This is a genomic window from Curtobacterium sp. MCJR17_055 (assembly GCF_003224335.1).
Classification (GTDB): Bacteria; Actinomycetota; Actinomycetes; order Actinomycetales; family Microbacteriaceae; genus Curtobacterium.
Genome location: NZ_QKLF01000001.1, coordinates 275,272 through 291,644 on the forward strand (window position 1 = coordinate 275,272; position 16,373 = coordinate 291,644).

The window sequence follows — 16,373 nt, forward strand, 5'->3', positions numbered from 1 at the left end:
GCCGTCCGCGGACGCGCTGCCCTCCGGTCTCGTCGAGGGCCCTGCGGACGGTCAGTTCCGCTGCGCGGCGGCCAGGAGGTCCGGGCCGCGTCGGTCGAACACCGCGCCGCCGACGACGACCCCGAGCACGAGCACCGCCAGGCCGACGCCCGCGCCGATCCACATCGCCGGCCACGGGTCGCCGCCGTCGAGCAGGACGTGGACCGCCGACCACCCGGCCGGGACCATGCAGGCCAGCGTGCCGAGGACCATCAGCGTCTGTGCGACCGTCGCCGTGGCACCCGCCGCCTGGGGCTGGTGGAAGGGGTGGTCGCCCGGTCGGACCGTCGGGTAGGCCAGAGCCACCGACACGACGCTCGACAGGCCGAGCCCGCCGAGCAGCGCACTCGCCGAGACACCGACGAGCAGCGGGAACGCGTCCGGGTCCCCGTACAGCCGAGCCGACACCGCGGCACCGAGGACGAGCAGCGGGACACCGACGACGATGAGCGGCACGAGACGCCCGAGGCGGTCGGTCCACCCCGGGGCACCCGAGGCGACGTGCAGCCAGACGGCCGTGTTGTCGTACGAGACGTCGTTGTGCGGCAGGAACCCGGCGATGAGCGCCATGAGCGGCAGCGGCGCGAGCGCGGTCCACGCCCACGGCACACCGGCCACGCCGAGCGGCACCACCACGAGCGGCACGAACACCAGGATGAGGTACGAGCTCCGGTAGCGCGGGTCCCGTCCCCAGTACGTCAGCGCCCGGGCGGCGACCGCGCCGAACGGGGTGGCACCGAGCCGGTCGAACCAGCCGAGGGTGCGGTAGTGCCGGCTCCGGCTCCGGCCCTGGACCGTGACGAGCAGCCGCCCGACGAGGGCCCACCACGCGAGGGCGAGCAGCCCGACGACGACGAGCGCGACCAGCAGCTTGCCGGCGGCCGACCCCACGTCTCCGTTCGCGGCGTCCGCGGGGACGGCCCACGCCGCTCCCCACGGCGTCCAGCCGGCGACGTCCGCGATGCGCTGCAGTTCCGGGCCGGCGGGTTCGACCCACGCCGGGCGGAGCAGCAGCGGGACCGTCGGGACCGACAGCACGACCACGACGAACGTCACGAACCAGGCGGCGTCCCGGGCGCGGTGCGCGGCGAAGAGCCAGGCGCCGACGGTGCTGCCGACCCGGATGAGCAGGGCGTTCGTCGCGATGACCAGGACCGCGGCGAGGACCCCGAGGAGCGCCGGCCCGACCTCACGGCTCCACGTCACCACCTGGCCGACGGCGAGCACCGCCACCGCGAGCACCGGGACGCCGAGGAGTCCGGCCAGGCCGAGTCCGACGGCGAGGTCCCGGCGGGAGATGCCGTGCACGAGGAAGCGTCGCGGGTCGAGCGGGTCCGCGACCCCGACGGCGAGGGACACGAAGGTGCACCCGACGGCGACGGCGGCCCCGACCAGGACCACGACTGCGCGGGCGGCCGCGGGGTCCGCTCCGCGGAGGCCTCCGAAGACGGACGCGACCCAGACGGCGACGACGAGTGCGACGAGGCTGCCGACCACCACGGCCACGGACCGTCGGGCTCCCCCGCGGACCTCGCCCGCGAGCAGGTCGGCCCTCAGCCGGAGAAGCTGTGCAACCATTCCATGCTCTCCGTGACGGGGCGGCCTCCGGCGAGTTCGACGAAGGTGTCCTCGAGGCTGCGACGCCCGCGGACCTGCGCCATGGTGCCGGCGGCCAAGACCTTCCCGCCGACGATGATCGCCACGGAGTCGCAGGTGCGCTGGACCAGTTCCATCGAGTGGCTGGAGAGCACGACGGTGCCGCCCCCCGCGGTGTAGCGGCGGAGGATGTCGGTGATGGTCGTCGCGCTGACCGGGTCGACGGACTCGAACGGTTCGTCGAGCACGAGCACGCGCGGCGAGTGGATGAGGGTGGCGGCGAGGGCGATCTTCTTCGCCATGCCGACCGAGTAGTCGGCGACCGGGCGGCCGAGCGCGTCGCCGAGACCGAACGCCGCGGCCAGGTCGGCGCTGCGGCTGCGAGCGGTCGCGCCGTCGAGCCCCCGGAGCGTCGCCGAGTAGAACAGCATCTGCGCGCCGGTCAGGCGGTCGAAGAGCCGGAGCCGGTCGGGCAGGACGCCCATCGCCCGCTTCGCCGCGGTCGGGTCGGCCCACACGTCGTGGTCGAGGACGGTGACGGTGCCGGCGTCGGGGCGGAGCAGGCCCGTCAGGATCGACAGGGTCGTCGTCTTCCCCGCACCGTTCGGCCCGACCACGCCGAAGATCGAGCCCTTGCGGATCTCGAGGTCGACGTCGTCCGCCGCGAGCGTCTGTCCGTACCGCTTCACGAGGCCGTCGGCGCGGAGCACGACGGGCTGCTGCGGCACGTTCTGCCGGGGTGAGGGGCGCTTCGTCGTCCGCGCTGCCCGGTCGGGCGCACCGGACGAGCCGGAACCGTCCCGGGCCTCCTGGTCGGCCCGCCCGTCCTCGGGCTCGACGCGCTCGTCGACGGGTCGGGACGCGGCCGAACCCTGCGGGCGTGTCGCCCGTCCGGACCGCTTCTTGCCCTTCTTCGTCGGTCGCGGCGCGGGCGTGCTCGTGGCGGCGGCCGCACCAGCGCCGCTGGCTTCCGCGCCGTCCCCTGCCCGCACCGCGCTGCCGGTCGTCTCGTCCGTCATGTCGTCACCCGCGGACGCGTCGTGTGCGCCCGTGTCCCCCGTGTCGTCGTGGTCGCGCCTGCCCGGCCCCGGGGCAGCGGTCGCGTCGTCGTCATCCTGATCGGCCGTCCATGTGGCGTCCGACGTGCTGTACACGTCGTCGTCTCCCGTTGTTCCTGCCGACACGAGCCCAACCGTACCAACGGTTCCGACCGGTCGGGGAGCCGCGTCCGGCAGGGTCACGAAATGAACACGATGCCCGGTGAGCCGTACCCCGACGCGGCCTGGTTCCGTATCATTCACCGGGACACGACGCAGTGTTCACCACTCGGAAACCTGCCCGCGCCGCGCGGAGCGTCCGCCGGTCGGAGCGCGTGTCGCTCCGGATCGCGCAGATTCTCGGCGAACCCGAACCGGCAGCGAGCAGACTCGAAGAGTCCACCCAGCGCCGGACGGGGCGCGCCCTGCCGGGGCAGCTCCCGCACAGCGGCGCCGGTGGACACCGGAAGGGACAAGCATGACCACGCAGATCGTCATCCTCGCAGCGGGGATGGGCAGCCGCCTCGGGCGCAGCCTGCCGAAGCCGCTCACCGAGCTCAGCGACGGCCGCACCATCATGCAGCAGCAGTTCGACAACATCCGTGCCGCCTTCGGGTCGAGCGCCCGGGTGACCATCGTCGTCGGCTACAAGTCGGAGTACATCGTCGAGGCCTTCCCGGAGGCGAACTTCGTCTACAACGAGTCCTACGACTCCACGAACACCTCGAAGAGCCTGCTGCGTGCCCTCAAGGCGACCGGCAAGAGCGGCGTCCTCTGGATGAACGGCGACGTCGTCTTCGACCCGATGGCGCTCGTGCGTGCCGCCGACATGATCGACGAGGGCCGCTCGTTCGTCAGCGTCAACACCGAGAAGGTCTCCGACGAAGAGGTCAAGTACACGGTCGACGCCGAGGGCTTCATCGCGAAGCTCTCCAAGAAGGTCGTCGGTGGTCTGGGTGAGGCAGTCGGCATCAACTACGTCTCCGCGGCCGACAAGCAGGCCCTGGTGCGCCAGCTCGGCCGGGTCGACGACCAGGAGTACTTCGAGGGCGGCATCGAAGCTGCCATCGCCGAGGACGGGCTACGCTGGACGCCGATCGACATCTCGGACCTGTACGCGGTCGAGATCGACTTCGCCGAGGACCTCGAGCGCGCGAACGACCTGTTCGCCTGACCGTCGTCAGGACCCCCTGGTCGTCGCCTGCCTCCGGCGTGGTCCCGACCGGAGGGAACCCATGAGCGGAACGCGCACGCACGCCACGGCAGTCGCGGCGTCGCCGTCGCGGTCCCGGGGCGCCGGCCGTCGGTACCGGCAGGCGCTCTGGCTGCTGACCGTCCGCGACCTGCGTGTGCGGTACTCGACGTCCGCACTCGGGTACTTCTGGTCGATCCTCGACCCGCTGGTGATGTCGGCGATCTACTGGTTCGTCTTCACGCAGGTCTTCCACCGCGGCTCGGTGGGCGAGGAACCGTACATCGTGTTCCTGCTCGCCGCCCTGCTGCCCTGGATGTGGTTCACCGGCGGCGTCTCGGACTCCACCCGCGCGTTCATCAAGGAGTCGAAGCTCATCCGCTCGACGACGATCCCGCGGAGCATCTGGGTCGCGCGCATCGACGCGTCGAAGGCGATCGAGTTCCTGCTGAGCATCCCGGTGCTCGCCGTGTTCGTGCTCGCGACCGGGGCGCACCTGCACTGGCAGGTCGTGCTCTGGCCGCTCGCGATCGTGCTGCAGGCCACCCTGGTCTACGGCCTCGGGCTCATCGTGGCCCCGCTCGTGGTGTTCTTCCGCGATCTCGAGCGTGCGGTGAAGCTCGTGCTCCGCTTCATGTTCTACGCGTCCCCGATCATCTACGGCACGCAGGCCCTCCCCCCGGCGTTGCACGACCTGGCCGCGATCAACCCGCTCAGCGGCATCTTCGGGATCTACCGCTCGGCGTTCTTCCCGGGCCAGCTCGACTGGGTCGAGGTGCTCGCCTCGGTCGTGGTCACGGCCGTCGTCCTGGCCGTCGGGCTCGTCGTCTTCCGCCGCAGCGAGCACCGCGTCCTCAAGGAGCTGTGATGGCCACCACCGAACCGACCGTCACCGCGAGCACGACCGCCCCGGTGATCTCCGTCACCGACGCCGGCATCCGGTTCAAGCGGAACCGGCGGGCGAGTCGGAGCTTCAAGGACCTGTTCGGACGCGGGCAGCGGCGACGCAAGGCCGACGAGTTCTGGGCGCTGCGGAACGTCTCGTTCGACGTGCGCCCGGGCGAGGCGATCGGCGTGGTGGGTCGGAACGGGCAGGGCAAGTCGACACTGCTGAAGCTCGTGGCGCAGGTCATGCTCCCGGACGAGGGCCGTGTGCACGTCGGGGCCGGCGTCGCGCCGCTCATCGAGATCACCGGTGGGTTCGTCGGGGACCTCACCGTCCGCGACAACGTCTACCTGACGGCGGGTCTGCACGGGATGTCCCGCGCCGAGATCCGGGCCGCGTTCGACGAGGTCATCGCGTTCGCCGAGATCGGCGACTTCGTCGACACCCCGTACAAGCACCTCTCCAGCGGCATGAAGGTCCGGATCGCCTTCGCGGTCATCTCGCGGCTGGACGAACCGGTGATCCTGGTCGACGAGGTCCTGGCGGTCGGCGACAAGGCCTTCCGCGAGAAGTGCTACAAGCGCATCGAGGAGCTCCTGGCGGGCGGGCGGACGCTGTTCTTCGTCTCCCACAGCGACAAGGACCTGCGCCGGTTCTGCGACCGCGGGCTGTACCTGGACAAGGGCCGGCTGCAGTTCGACGGGCCCATCGGCGAGGCCCTCGACCGGTACAACGCGGACCACGGGGCCTGAGGCCACTCCTGCACAACCGGGGCCTCCCGCACCGCGCTCCACAGCCCCCGGTCGTCCGGCGGGCTGACGGGGCCCCGGCGTCGGACCCCACCCCTATCGTGCTGCCCATGCACCACCCCACCACCGCGTACCCAGTACCGTTCACCGTCGACCGATCGGCCGCCCCACGGCGGTACGAGATCATCAACACCAGTACCGAGACCCTCGACGGCATCGACCTGACGCACCTCGGGACGGGCTACTCCCCGCCGCTCGTCGTCCGTCGGCTCGAGCCCGGTCGGGGGCTGTCCCTCGCCGTCTTCGGCGCAGGACCGGAGGAGACCGGCGTCGTCATCGTGCGGTGGCGCCGTCCGGACCGGTCCGAGTACCTGTGGCGGATGTCCCTCGCCGGTCCCGGGCTCGCGCCCTGAGGCCGCCGCCGCCCGGACCGGTCAGGAACCGGACCGGGCGGCGGCGACCTCGTGCCAGTGGGCGACGAGGCGGTCGACGGCCGCGTGGAAGCGCGCGGTCGCCGTGCCCGGCGTCGTGTCGCCGAAGTACCGGTGCACCCAGTGGCGGAGTCGCGCGAGCTGCTCGGCGTCGTTCGCGGCGCGCTCCACACGGGCGATGACGTCCCCGGCGTCGTCCGCGCGCAGCCAGTCGGCGTCGGACAGGTACCCGCGCTCGTCCACTTCGGCGTCGGCGGACACGGGTCGGGTCACGAGCAACGGCTTCCCCACGGCCAGGCGGTCGTAGATCATCGCGCTGATGTCGGTGATCGCGACGTCGGCGTCCGCGAGCTGCCAGCCGAGCGTCGGCCCGTCGTCGTACACGTGGTGCGCCGACGGGTCGGCGGCGTTGGCGGCCGCGATCGCAGCGACGATCCGCTCGTGCGCGGCCTTGTATGCGGGGTCGACCACGCCGCTCCGCGGGTGCGGGCGGTACACGAGCCGGTGCTGCGGCGACGCGAGCACGCGGTCCGCGATCGTCGTCCCGTGACTCGCGATGGACCCGTAGGCAGCGGCGCCGCGGTCACCCTCCCACGTCGGGGCGTACAACACCACGGTGCGGTCGTCGGACGGGTAGGGCGGCTCCCCCACGAAGTGGTCGGCCTGCGGACGCCCGATGGCGATGGTCCGGGCGTCCAGGTCGTAGTCCCACAGCGCGTCGGCGAGTCGGTCCCGGGCGGCGTCACCGGCGATCAGGGCGTAGTCGTACGCCTTGAACTGGTTCGTCGTCATGTACATCTTGTCGCTCTCGCCGTGGTTCACGAAGACGTGCCACATGCGCCCGTACCGCATCATCTGGAAGTTGCGGGCGTTCTGGTTGACGTAGAGCACGGTCTTCGGGGCCTGCTCGGCGACGAACCGCTCGAGGTCCACGACCTGCCGGGCGTAGACGACCGGGACCGGCGACTCGTCGAGCAGCGTGAGCATCGCGCCGGGGCTCCGCGAGATGATCGCGACCCCGCGGTGCCGCGCCAGCTCCGCCAGGGGGCCGTACCACTGCCGGATCTGGTACATGTTCACGGGACCGTCGGCGAAGTACACGGCGACCTCGACCGACCCCGGTGCGGGCCGCGGGACCGAGGGCAGGCGACGGGCCAGCTGCGTGCGGACCTTCCGCGACCGCAGCAGGCGGGCCACGAGACGGATCGCGGTACGGGCGTCCTTGACGATGGCCATGCTCTGCTCCTGCGTGGTGGTCGGTCGGTGGATGGTGGTCGTGTCGGGGTCGGGCGAGTCCGGAGCGGGCCGGGGCTCAGACGACGGGCGGTCGACCCGCGAGCGTCATCCGGCCGATCGTCAACCATCCCATCACCCGGACCGGCCCGCAGTCCGCGCGCCACCCCTCGGCGACGCCGGCGAACCAGGTGGTGAGGCGCCGCGGGGAGCGCCACCAGCGCAGGACCTGGATGGCGGCCCAACTGCCGACGTACAGCGGCCGGAGGACGGCGGGCAGGTTCCGACGGGCGAGCCAGACCCGGTTCCGGGCGTTCAGGCGCACGTACTCACGGTGCCGAGCGGGGTCGATCGCGGGGTGGTTCGCGACGAGCTCCCCCGCGTACCAGGTGCGACGACCGGCGTCCCAGACCCGCCACGCGAGCTCGATCCCCTCGTGCGCGTAGAAGTACTCCGCGCCCCAGCCTCCGACGGCGCGCCAGACGTCCATCGGCAGGACGACGGCGCCCTCCCAGACCGAGAACACCGGAGAGCTCTGCTCCGGGTCGCCCTTGCGGATGCGCGGCACCCAGCGTCGAGGGTTCGCGGCGCCGCTCGGGTCGACGACCCGCGGCTGCACGAGCCCGAGCGAGGGGTCCCGCTCGAAGAGCGCGATCGCGTCCCGCAGGAACGTCGGCGACGGCACCGAGGCGTCGTCGTCGAGGAAGAACACGTAGTCGCCGTCGACCGCCGCGGCCCCGGCGTTCCGACCGGCGGGGATCCCGAGGTTCTCCGGCAGTGCCAGCGCCCGGACCCCGTCCGGCAGGTCCACCGGTTCCCACCCGTTCCCGACGCACACGACGTCGAGGTCGACGTCCTGCTGCGCGAGCACGCTGTCCAGGCCACGGCGGAGGTGCTCCGGCCGGGTCCCCTGCGTCAGGCTGACCACGGCGACCCGTGGCCGCTCGCGGTGCGGGACCGCGCGACGCCGATCGGTCCCCGGCATCACGCGCGGACCCGCTTCGACGAGATGATGGCGAGGAAGTGCCCGGCCGTCGCGAGGACCGCGAGCGGCAGGAGTGCCCCGACCAGGACCCGGTCGGCCAGCGGGTGCCCGACGACGAGGGCGACGAGCGCGACCACGAACGTGATGATCGTCAGCTCGACCGAGTGGTACAGACGGTGGAACGGCAGGAACCGCGCCACCCGACGCAGCGTCGCGAGGCGGGCACCGGACGGCACCGTCACCCCGTCGCGGCGGTCGGCGAGCTTCTCCATGCCGCCGTGGGCACGGGCGACGTGCACCATGTCGTTGAGCGCCTTGTTGAGGACGATGACCAGGCCGAGCGCGCAGCCGATCGTCGTCCACATCCAGTCGACGCCCTCGATCGGCCATGTCGCCGCGCGGACGCCGAGCGCGATCGGGATGAGTCCCTCGGTCGTGTAGTGCCCGACCTTGTCGAGGAAGATGCCGGCCGGGGACCGTGTGCCCCGCCAGCGCGCGACCTCGCCGTCGGAGCAGTCGACGAGCATCTGCAGCTGCCCGAGCACGAGGGCGAGCAGCGCGCCCCAGATGCCCGGGATGAGGAGTGCGGCCGCCGTCGACCAGCCGACCAGGATCATCAGGCCGGTGACCTGGTTCGCGCTGACCCGGGTCCGGAGCAGCACCGAGGTCAGGTACGGCGAGATGTCCCGCAGGTACAGCGAGGCCGTCCAGTGCTCCGCGTTCGCCCGGGCGCGGACCTCGTCCGGCTGGGCGACGGCTCGGAGTTCCGCGATCGAGGTGGGGCGTGCGAACCCGCGGCTGTCGGAGGGACCCGGCAGGCCGCCGTTCCCGCGGTCGTCGTCGGCCATGTCGGTCACCGTCCCGTGTGCGTGGTCAGATCGGAGGTCCGGGTGAGGAACCCGATGATGAAGCCGACGCCCCAGCCGACGTGGATGCACGGCAGGACGACGAGCAGCCACGCCCGTGTCGCCGGGTCCGACCGTCGTGACACCGCGAGGGCGCCGACGACGACGAAGAGGAGGTAGACCGCCGGGACCACGAAGCCGACCGTCGCCCAGGCGACGGGACTGCCGAGCAACGCTCCGACCACACCGACGAGCCCGGCGACCAGGCCGAGCGCGACGGCGACGACCATCGCCGGCGGGACGAAGTAGCGCAGGCCGTTGCCGGCGGGGAAGCGTCGGGCGAGTTCACCGCGCCACAGCCCGGTCGCGACGAACTGGCGGACGAGACGGCGGAGGCTCGGCCGGGGCCGGTAGGTGACGACGAGCTCGGGGGTGAACCAGACCGTGCCGCCGGTGGTGCGCAGGCGCCGGTTGAGCTCCCAGTCCTGCCCGCGCTTGATGCCCTCGTCGAAGAGCCCGACGGCGAACAGCCGCTCCCGTCGGAACACCCCGAGGTACGCCGTCTCGGCCGGTCCGGCCTGCCCGCCGACGTGGTGCGGGGTGCCGCCGAGGCCGACGCGACTGCCGTACGCCAGGGCGACGGCCTTCTCGAAGGGGGTGCGGCCCTCGGCGCGCATGATGCCGCCGACGTTGTCCGCGCCGGACTCCTGCAGGGTCCGCACGGCGATCCGCGTGTAGTCCCGCGGCAGGACGCTGTGGGCGTCGACCCGGACGACGATCGGGTGCTCGGAGGCCCGGATCGCGACGTTCAGCCCGGCCGGCGTGGAGCCGACCGCGTTCTCGACCGCGCGGATCCGCGGGTCCGCGGCGCTCATCTCGGCGACGAGCTCGTTCGTGCCGTCGATCGAGGGGCCGAGGGCCAGGATGACCTCGAACGGCCCCTGGTAGTCCTGCTCGAGCAGACTGCCCACCGCCGCGCGGACCTCGGTGACCTCGTTGAGGACGGGCATGACGTAGGAGACACCCGGCAGGGCCTGTCCGTCGTGCTGCATGTGATCCTCGGGGTCCGGCGGGCGCGGCACGGCCCGCCGGGGCCGTCTCCGCAGAGCGGACCCGAGCCTATCAAGCACCCGGGGCGGCCACCTGGCCGCGCCCCGCCGCGCCCCGGCGGACGCACGGGAGGCTCCCCACCAGCTGGTGGGGAGCCTCCCGTCCGGAGCGTCCCGGGTCAGTTCGAGCTGTCGTACGTGCCGAGCTTGACGTTCGCCGTGCGGGTCTCCCCGTTGCGGACGTAGGTGATCTCGGTCGTCGCACCGCCGGCGTAGAAGCGGACCTGCGCGGTGAGGTCGGTGGCGTCCGCGATGGAGGCGTCACCGAGCTTCGTCACGACGTCGCCCTTCTGGAGCCCGGCGTCGGCCGCCGCGCCACCCGAGGTGACGTCCTTGATCAGTGCGCCCACCTGCGTGGCGCTCGCGTCCTCGGTCGCGTCGCCGACGGAGGCGCCGAGCAGACCGTGGGTGGCCTTGCCGTTCTCGACGATCTCGGTCGCGACGCGCTTGACCAGGTTCGACGGGATCGAGAAGCCGACGCCGATGCTGCCGGCCTGCGAGCTGGACGAGTCCGAACTGCCGGCGCTGGCGATCGCGACGTTGATGCCGATGAGCGCGCCCTTGTCGTCGAGCAGCGCGCCACCCGAGTTGCCGGGGTTGATCGACGCGTCGGTCTGGATCACGGGGAGCGAGACGGTCGTGCTGGCTCCGGAGCTGCTGCCGTTGTCGCCGTTGCCCCAGAAGTCGAACGGGCCGTTGCCGTTGTTGCCCTGGCCCTCGTTCGTGTCGCCGCCGGCGTTCGGGTCGCTCGAGGTGACCTGGATGCTGCGGTTCAGCGTGGAGACGATGCCGTCGGTGACGGTGTTCGACAGGCCGAGCGGCGCACCGATCGCGACCGCGGTGTCGCCGACGTTGAGCTTCGACGAGTCGGCGAAGTCGATCGGCGTGAGGTCGGGCGCGTCGATCTTGATGACCGCCAGGTCGACCGTCGGGTCGGTGCCGACGAGCGTGCCCTTGTAGACCTTGCCGTTCGAGGTCGTCACCGAGATGGTGCCGTTCGCGCTGTCGCCGTCGAGCGTCACCACGTGGGTGTTCGTGACGATGTAGCCCTCCTTGTTCAGCACGACACCCGAACCGGTGCCTGCCTCGCTGCTCGCGGAGACGTTGATCGTGACGACCGACGGGGTGGCCTTGGCGGCGACCGCGGTCACGACGGTGGCGGAGTCGTAGTCGTTCACGGTGAGGTTGCCACCGCTCTGCGAGGTGCCCGAGCCACCGACGACCGTGCCGCCGTCCGACGCTGCGCCCGCCGCCCAACCGGCGCCGCCGCCGACGAGACCGGCGATCACGGCGGCCGCGACCAGCGGCAGCACGAGACGGTTCCGACCCGAGCGGTCGCGCGGGGTCGTGCTCGTGGCGGCCGGGGAGCCGGTGAAGTAGTGGCCGTTCTCCGGCCGCTGGTCGGCTGCCGCACCGAACGCACTCGCACCGGAGGCCGTGTGGTGGTCGCTCACGTGCTCGCCGTACCGGGGAGCGTCCTGGCCGTACTCACCCTGCTGGCCGTACTGGCCCTGGGCGTACTGCCCCTGGCCGTACTGGTCCTGCTGGCCGTACCGGGTGTCGCCGGACGTGTCGTGCTCGCCGTACTGGCCCTGCCCGTACTGGGCGGTGCCGTACTGGCCCTGCCCGTACTGGGCCGTGCCGTACTGGTCCTGCCCGTACTGCGCGCTGCCGGACTGGCCGCTCCCGTACTGGCCCGAGCCGTGCGGGCCCGAGCCGTACTGATCCGAGCCGTACTGCCCGCCCTGGCCGTACTGACCCTGCTGCGCGTACTGGCCGTACTGGCCGTACTCGGCGGTCGGTGCCGCATCCGCGGACCCTGCGTCGGCCGTCGGGTACGGGGCGGTGTACCGGTCCGTGTAATCGGAGGCGGCAGCGAACTGCTCGGTCTCCTGCGCCGGAGTCGTCCCCACCACGTCCGTGTCGTCGGCGTCGTGGTGCCCGTGGCGGGTCCCGTTCGACTCGTGCGGACCGGTGGTCTCGTCGCGACGGTCGTCGTCGCCGTGTCCGTGGTGTGTGTCGCTCATGCTGGACGTGCTCCTTCCAAAGCTCCTGCAGTCTTCTCCACCGACCTGGGCGGTCCTGATGGCGCAGCTGCGAGCTGACCAAGCCGATCGTATGCGTCGGCTGTGTGCTCGACCCGCAGATGTCCGCCGGAGGCGACCACCGGAGGCGACTGCCGGGCGGAGGCTAGGTTGGGGTCCGACGCGCGCCGAGCCTCCCGGCCGGTGCCCCGAGGGTGAGAGGGGTCGCGCATGCGGCAGACCGGTCCGTGGCTCCGAGCCGCCGAGGGAGCGATGCTGCTGGGCCCCGACCGGGTGCCGGCGCCGACCGTCTTCGCGGAGATGAGCGCCCTCGCCGCAGCGACCGGCGCCGTCAACCTGGGACAGGGCTTCCCGGACGAGGACGGGCCCGCAGAGGTCCTCGACGCGGCCGTCCGTGCGATCCGGGACGGTGCCAACCAGTACCCGCCCGGCCGCGGGACCCCGGACCTCCGTGCCGCCGTCGCCGAGCACCAGGCGCGCTGGTACGGGATCGACGTCGACCCCGACCGGGAGGTCCTCGTCACCGCCGGTGCCACCGAGGCCCTGGCCGCGACCCTCCTGGCGCTGGTCGAGCCCGGTGACGAGGTCGTCACCTTCGAGCCGTTCTACGACGCGTACGGCGCGCTCATCCGACTCGCCGGCGCGGAGCACGTCACGGTCCCGCTCCGGGCGCCGGACTTCCTGCCGGACGAGGCGGACCTCCGCGCCGCGTTCTCCGACCGGACGCGCGTGGTCCTCGTGAACACCCCGCACAACCCGACGGGTCGGGTGCTGCCGATCGAGGTGCTCCGCACCGTGGTCGAGCTCGCGGAGCGCCACGACGCCGTGATCGTCACCGACGAGGTCTACGAGCACCTGGCGTTCGCCGGCACCCACGTGCCGCCGGCGTCGTTGCCCGGAGCGCGGGACCGCACGGTGTCGATCTCCAGCGCCGGGAAGACCTTCAACACGACGGGCTGGAAGATCGGCTGGCTCACGGCCCCGGCAGCGCTGGTCGAGGCGATCACGACCGTCAAGCAGTACCTGACCTTCGTCAACGGGGCACCCTTCCAGCCGGCGATCGCGACCGGGCTCCGCCTGCCCGACACGGTGTTCGCCGGGATCGCCGCCGACCTCGGGGCGAAGCAGGAGCTCCTCGCCACCGGTCTGGCCGCCGCCGGGTTCGGGGTGCTGCGCCCGGACGCCGGCTACTTCGTCATCGCGGACGCCGCTCCGCTCGGACACGACGACGCCCGCGCGCTCTGCCTCGAGCTCCCGCGGCTCGTCGGCGTCGTGGGGGTGCCGGTGTCCGCCTTCGTCCGGCCCGACCACGTCGATGGGTACCGGTCGCTCATCCGGTTCGCGTTCTGCAAGCGCCGGTCGGTCCTCGAGGAGGCCGTGTCACGGCTGGCCGGGCTCGCTCAGTCCCGCGGGACCACCGCGTAACGACCGAGGGACAGCGACGGGTTCACCGCCCGCACACGGTCCGTGACCGCGGTGTCCACCGTCACCACGAGGAGCCCCGGCTCCGCGCCGAGCGCTGCGACCGCGGTGCCCGTCGGGTCGAGCGCCACCGACGCCCCGATCCCGACCGGGGGCGCCTGACCGACCCCGAGCACCCACACGGTGTTCTCGACGGCGCGCGCCGTGAGCAGGGTCCGCCAGTGGTGCTCCTTGCCCGGACCGCGGACCCACTCGGCCGGCAGCACGACGACGTCCGCGGCCCCGGTGTCCGTCGCGGCGAGACGTCGCGTCACCTCGGGGAACCGCAGGTCGTAGCAGGTCTCGAGCCCGACCCGGACGCCGTCGACCTCCACGACGGGCAGCTGCGCGGGGTCGCCGGCCTCGATGCGGTCGGACTCCCGGGAACCGAACGCGTCGTACAGGTGCACCTTCCGGTAGGTCTCGAGGACCGAGCCGTCCGCACCGATCGCGACGAGCGTGTTGCGGAACCGACCCGGGGTCTCCCCCGCCTCGGCGACGCCGACGACGAGTGCGATGCCGGTGCTCCGCGCGATCCGACGGAGGCCCGTGACGAACGAGCCGTGGAGCGGCTGCGCGGCCGCGACGAAGCGGTCGTCGATGTCGGCGGTGAAGTACGAGGTGTACTCGGGCGTGACCAGGAGGCGGGCGCCGCGCGCGACCGCGTCGACGGCGGCGGCGCGGACGGTCTCGAGGTTCGCGGCAGGGTCGTCTCCGGGGGCGAACTGCGCCGCGGCGATGGTCAGTGTCGTCACGGTGCCAGGCTAACCACGCCGGGCTCCGTCAGGACCGGACGTCGAGGACGTCGAACGACCGCCGCAGGATCCCCACGACGTCGTCGCCGCCCTCCGCCCACCTCGCCACCGAGACGTCGAAGCACCCGAGCGCGGCCTGCACGACCGTCCGCGCACGCAGGTCGCCGTCCGTCCCCCCGAGCCGGTCGACCACCAACGGGAGGAGCACCTCGGCCCAGGCGTGGTGCTTCTCGGTGTTCCGCGCCCGGAGCGACGGTGTGCTCAGCATCACCCGGACGGAGCGCCGTCCGGTCTCCGGATCGTCGTCACTGCCGTGCTCGAGCATCGCCACGAAGGCCTCACGCAGGGCGCTCCAGACCGGTTCGTCCGCCGGACGTGCGCCGAACGCCGCGGCGAGGGCGGCACCGTGCCGGGCCGGGTCACCGATGACCGCGTCCTCCTTTGCCGGGAAGTACCGGTGGAAGCTCCGTGCCGAGATGCCCGCCTCCGCAGCCACCTGCTCGACCGTCACCCGGTCGAACCCCTCCGCGTCGAACCGGGCGATGGCGACCGCGGCGATGCGCGCTCGCACTGCATCGCGGGCGATGTCCCGTAGTCCGGGCCGTGCCTCCGCCGTCTCGCTCATGGTTCGATCGTACCCCTGAGTCAGCGTCTGCCGTAGTTGACAGACTCTGCCAAGTACGGCGTACAGTGCCACTCGAACCACGATCCGTTCCAGGAGGACGACATGCAGCAACGAACACTCGGACGACAGGGCCTGGTCGTCAGCGCGATCGGCTACGGCGCGATGGGCACGACCTTCGCGTACGGCCCCGGCGACGACACGGAATCCGTCGCCGCGATCCGGCACGCGCACGACCTCGGCGTCACCCACTTCGACACCGCGGAGCTCTACGGCTGGGGAAGCGGTGAGCGGCTCCTCGGCGCCGCACTCGCCCCGATCCGCGACCAGGTCACGATCGCGACGAAGTTCGGCTTCACGGACACGTACGCCCCGAACTCGCAGCTCGACCACATCCGCGACGTCGTCGACGCCAGTCTGCGCAACCTCGGCACCGACTCGATCGACCTGCTCTACCAGCACGTGCACGACCCGCAGGTCCCGGTCGAGGACGTCGTCGGCGTCATGCAGGAGTTCGTGCAGGCCGGCAAGGTCCGCTACCTCGGCCTGTCGAACACCGACGCCGAGAACATCCGCCGGGCGCACGCGGTCCACCCGATCTCCGTGCTGCAGACCGAGTACTCGGTCTTCGCCCGCGAGTCGGAGGACCTGTTCCCGGTCGTCGACGAGCTCGGCATCGGTCTCGTCGCCTACTCACCCCTGGCACGCGGCTTCCTCAGCGGCGCAGTGCGACCGCGGAGCACCTACGCGGAGGACGACATCCGCCAGTGGCTGGAGTGGTGGGCCCCGGAGAACTGGGACGCGAACACCGCGGTCGTCGCAGGGCTCACCGAGCTCGCTGCGGAGAAGGACGTCTCCCTCTCGCAGCTGGCGCTCGCGTGGATCCTGGCGCAGCGCGACGACATCGTCCCGATCCCGGGATCGCGGAACCCGGGGCGCGTCGCCGAGAACGTCACGGCCGCTGACGTCACGTTCACCTCGGACGAGCTCGCGCGCATCGACGCGCTCGGTCGCGGCGTCCGTGGCGCACGCGCCACGAGCTGAGCGAGCGACCGCGTCCTGGCAGGACCGGTGACGGACGGGAGGCCCGGTGCCAGCTGGCGCCGGGCCTCCCGTTCGTTCTCCACGCACCCCGGCGTGTCGACCCCGACGGCGGACGCGACGATGAGCCACGACGAGCAGAGGACGTCCGGAGGCACCGGACGGCGCGAGCGCGCCGGGATCGGCTTGAACGGGCAGAGGGGCCGGGAACACGAAGAAGCCCCGGTCCGTGAGGACCGGGGCTTCTCGTGTCGCGTTGGTTGCGGGGGCAGGATTTGAACCTACGACCTCTGGGTTATGAGCCCAGCGAGCTACCGAACTGCTCCACCCCGCGGCACATGGAAAAC

The 16,373-nt window shown here is 72.2% G+C and carries 15 protein-coding genes and 1 tRNA gene; 6 read left to right on the top strand and 10 right to left on the bottom strand.

What is annotated here, in order from left to right; all coding sequences use genetic code 11:
• Window positions 1-51: 51 nt before the first annotated feature.
• Window positions 52-1,617 carry an ABC transporter permease gene (locus DEJ16_RS01310; RefSeq protein WP_146232774.1) on the bottom strand — a complete coding sequence of 522 codons (1,566 nt, stop codon included), beginning with the start codon at window positions 1,615-1,617 and terminating at the stop codon, window positions 52-54.
• Window positions 1,593-2,819: an ABC transporter ATP-binding protein gene (locus DEJ16_RS01315; RefSeq protein ID WP_258365739.1), complete on the bottom strand. Its 1,227-nt coding sequence runs from the start codon at window positions 2,817-2,819 to the stop codon at window positions 1,593-1,595. The genes DEJ16_RS01310 and DEJ16_RS01315 overlap by 25 nt, the downstream gene beginning before the upstream one ends.
• Window positions 2,820-3,150: 331 nt before the next feature.
• Between DEJ16_RS01315 and DEJ16_RS01320 the strand changes: the two genes are divergently transcribed.
• The 4 genes from DEJ16_RS01320 (at window position 3,151) to DEJ16_RS01335 (ending at window position 5,912) form a co-directional block, all read left to right on the top strand.
• Entirely contained in the window at window positions 3,151-3,846 is a 696-nt protein-coding gene (locus DEJ16_RS01320) for an NTP transferase domain-containing protein (protein WP_110823712.1), read from the top strand.
• 61 nt (window positions 3,847-3,907) lie between these two features.
• Window positions 3,908-4,732 (top strand): ABC transporter permease, encoded by an 825-nt coding sequence (locus tag DEJ16_RS01325; protein ID WP_110823711.1) that lies wholly within the window; start codon window positions 3,908-3,910, stop codon window positions 4,730-4,732.
• Complete coding sequence (locus tag DEJ16_RS01330) at window positions 4,732-5,502, top strand: ABC transporter ATP-binding protein (protein WP_110823710.1); 771 nt, start codon at window positions 4,732-4,734, stop codon at window positions 5,500-5,502. The genes DEJ16_RS01325 and DEJ16_RS01330 overlap by 1 nt, the downstream gene beginning before the upstream one ends.
• A 107-nt stretch (window positions 5,503-5,609) precedes the next feature.
• Complete coding sequence (locus DEJ16_RS01335) at window positions 5,610-5,912, top strand: hypothetical protein (RefSeq protein ID WP_110823709.1); 303 nt, start codon at window positions 5,610-5,612, stop codon at window positions 5,910-5,912.
• Between the two features lie 21 nt (window positions 5,913-5,933).
• Here DEJ16_RS01335 and DEJ16_RS01340 read toward each other — a convergent pair whose 3' ends face one another.
• The 5 genes from DEJ16_RS01340 to DEJ16_RS01360 form a co-directional block, all read right to left on the bottom strand.
• A complete protein-coding gene (locus tag DEJ16_RS01340; RefSeq protein ID WP_110823708.1) occupies window positions 5,934-7,166 on the bottom strand; it encodes a CDP-glycerol glycerophosphotransferase family protein in 1,233 nt (410 codons plus the stop codon).
• 76 nt (window positions 7,167-7,242) lie between these two features.
• Window positions 7,243-8,148 (bottom strand): glycosyltransferase family 2 protein, encoded by a 906-nt coding sequence (locus DEJ16_RS01345; RefSeq protein WP_110823707.1) that lies wholly within the window; start codon window positions 8,146-8,148, stop codon window positions 7,243-7,245.
• On the bottom strand, window positions 8,148-8,996 hold the full coding sequence (locus tag DEJ16_RS01350; RefSeq protein ID WP_110823999.1) for a CDP-alcohol phosphatidyltransferase family protein: 849 nt from the start codon (window positions 8,994-8,996) through the stop codon (window positions 8,148-8,150). Before DEJ16_RS01350 ends, DEJ16_RS01345 begins: the two co-directional genes overlap by 1 nt.
• Window positions 8,997-9,001: 5 nt before the next feature.
• Window positions 9,002-10,045, bottom strand: a complete 1,044-nt coding sequence (locus DEJ16_RS01355) for a glycosyltransferase family 2 protein (RefSeq protein WP_110823706.1) — start codon at window positions 10,043-10,045, stop codon at window positions 9,002-9,004.
• A gap of 176 nt (window positions 10,046-10,221) precedes the next feature.
• Window positions 10,222-12,129, bottom strand: coding sequence for a S1C family serine protease (locus DEJ16_RS01360; protein WP_220032678.1), 1,908 nt, complete (start codon window positions 12,127-12,129; stop codon window positions 10,222-10,224).
• Between the two features lie 228 nt (window positions 12,130-12,357).
• On the opposite strand from DEJ16_RS01360, the gene DEJ16_RS01365 reads away from it, so the two are divergent.
• Window positions 12,358-13,572, top strand: a complete 1,215-nt coding sequence (locus DEJ16_RS01365) for an aminotransferase class I/II-fold pyridoxal phosphate-dependent enzyme (protein WP_110823705.1) — start codon at window positions 12,358-12,360, stop codon at window positions 13,570-13,572.
• On the opposite strand, the gene DEJ16_RS01370 is transcribed toward DEJ16_RS01365, so the two are convergent.
• Window positions 13,548-14,363: a carbon-nitrogen hydrolase family protein gene (locus tag DEJ16_RS01370; protein ID WP_110823704.1), complete on the bottom strand. Its 816-nt coding sequence runs from the start codon at window positions 14,361-14,363 to the stop codon at window positions 13,548-13,550. The genes DEJ16_RS01365 and DEJ16_RS01370 overlap by 25 nt on opposite strands.
• Window positions 14,364-14,391: 28 nt before the next feature.
• Window positions 14,392-14,988 carry a TetR family transcriptional regulator gene (locus tag DEJ16_RS01375; protein WP_110823703.1) on the bottom strand — a complete coding sequence of 199 codons (597 nt, stop codon included), beginning with the start codon at window positions 14,986-14,988 and terminating at the stop codon, window positions 14,392-14,394.
• 102 nt (window positions 14,989-15,090) lie between these two features.
• Between DEJ16_RS01375 and DEJ16_RS01380 the strand changes: the two genes are divergently transcribed.
• On the top strand, window positions 15,091-16,029 hold the full coding sequence (locus DEJ16_RS01380; RefSeq protein WP_110823702.1) for an aldo/keto reductase: 939 nt from the start codon (window positions 15,091-15,093) through the stop codon (window positions 16,027-16,029).
• Between the two features lie 254 nt (window positions 16,030-16,283).
• Here DEJ16_RS01380 and DEJ16_RS01385 read toward each other — a convergent pair.
• Window positions 16,284-16,360: transfer RNA gene (locus DEJ16_RS01385), tRNA-Met, on the bottom strand.
• Window positions 16,361-16,373: the final 13 nt, after the last annotated feature.

Excerpts from the sequence above, each read along its gene's own strand:
- DEJ16_RS01345 (WP_110823707.1), bottom strand. The coding sequence starts at position 8,148 with ATGCCGGGGACCGATCGGCGTCGCGCGGTCCCGCACCGCGAGCGGCCA.
- DEJ16_RS01355 (WP_110823706.1), bottom strand. The coding sequence starts at position 10,045 with ATGCAGCACGACGGACAGGCCCTGCCGGGTGTCTCCTACGTCATGCCC.
- DEJ16_RS01380 (WP_110823702.1), top strand. The coding sequence starts at position 15,091 with ATGCAGCAACGAACACTCGGACGACAGGGCCTGGTCGTCAGCGCGATC.
- DEJ16_RS01365 (WP_110823705.1), top strand. The coding sequence starts at position 12,358 with ATGCGGCAGACCGGTCCGTGGCTCCGAGCCGCCGAGGGAGCGATGCTG.
- DEJ16_RS01320 (WP_110823712.1), top strand. The coding sequence starts at position 3,151 with ATGACCACGCAGATCGTCATCCTCGCAGCGGGGATGGGCAGCCGCCTC.
- DEJ16_RS01325 (WP_110823711.1), top strand. The coding sequence starts at position 3,908 with ATGAGCGGAACGCGCACGCACGCCACGGCAGTCGCGGCGTCGCCGTCG.
- DEJ16_RS01330 (WP_110823710.1), top strand. The coding sequence starts at position 4,732 with ATGGCCACCACCGAACCGACCGTCACCGCGAGCACGACCGCCCCGGTG.
- DEJ16_RS01310 (WP_146232774.1), bottom strand. The coding sequence starts at position 1,617 with ATGGTTGCACAGCTTCTCCGGCTGAGGGCCGACCTGCTCGCGGGCGAG.
- DEJ16_RS01335 (WP_110823709.1), top strand. The coding sequence starts at position 5,610 with ATGCACCACCCCACCACCGCGTACCCAGTACCGTTCACCGTCGACCGA.
- DEJ16_RS01340 (WP_110823708.1), bottom strand. The coding sequence starts at position 7,166 with ATGGCCATCGTCAAGGACGCCCGTACCGCGATCCGTCTCGTGGCCCGC.
- DEJ16_RS01375 (WP_110823703.1), bottom strand. The coding sequence starts at position 14,988 with ATGAGCGAGACGGCGGAGGCACGGCCCGGACTACGGGACATCGCCCGC.
- DEJ16_RS01360 (WP_220032678.1), bottom strand. The coding sequence starts at position 12,129 with ATGAGCGACACACACCACGGACACGGCGACGACGACCGTCGCGACGAG.
- DEJ16_RS01350 (WP_110823999.1), bottom strand. The coding sequence starts at position 8,996 with ATGGCCGACGACGACCGCGGGAACGGCGGCCTGCCGGGTCCCTCCGAC.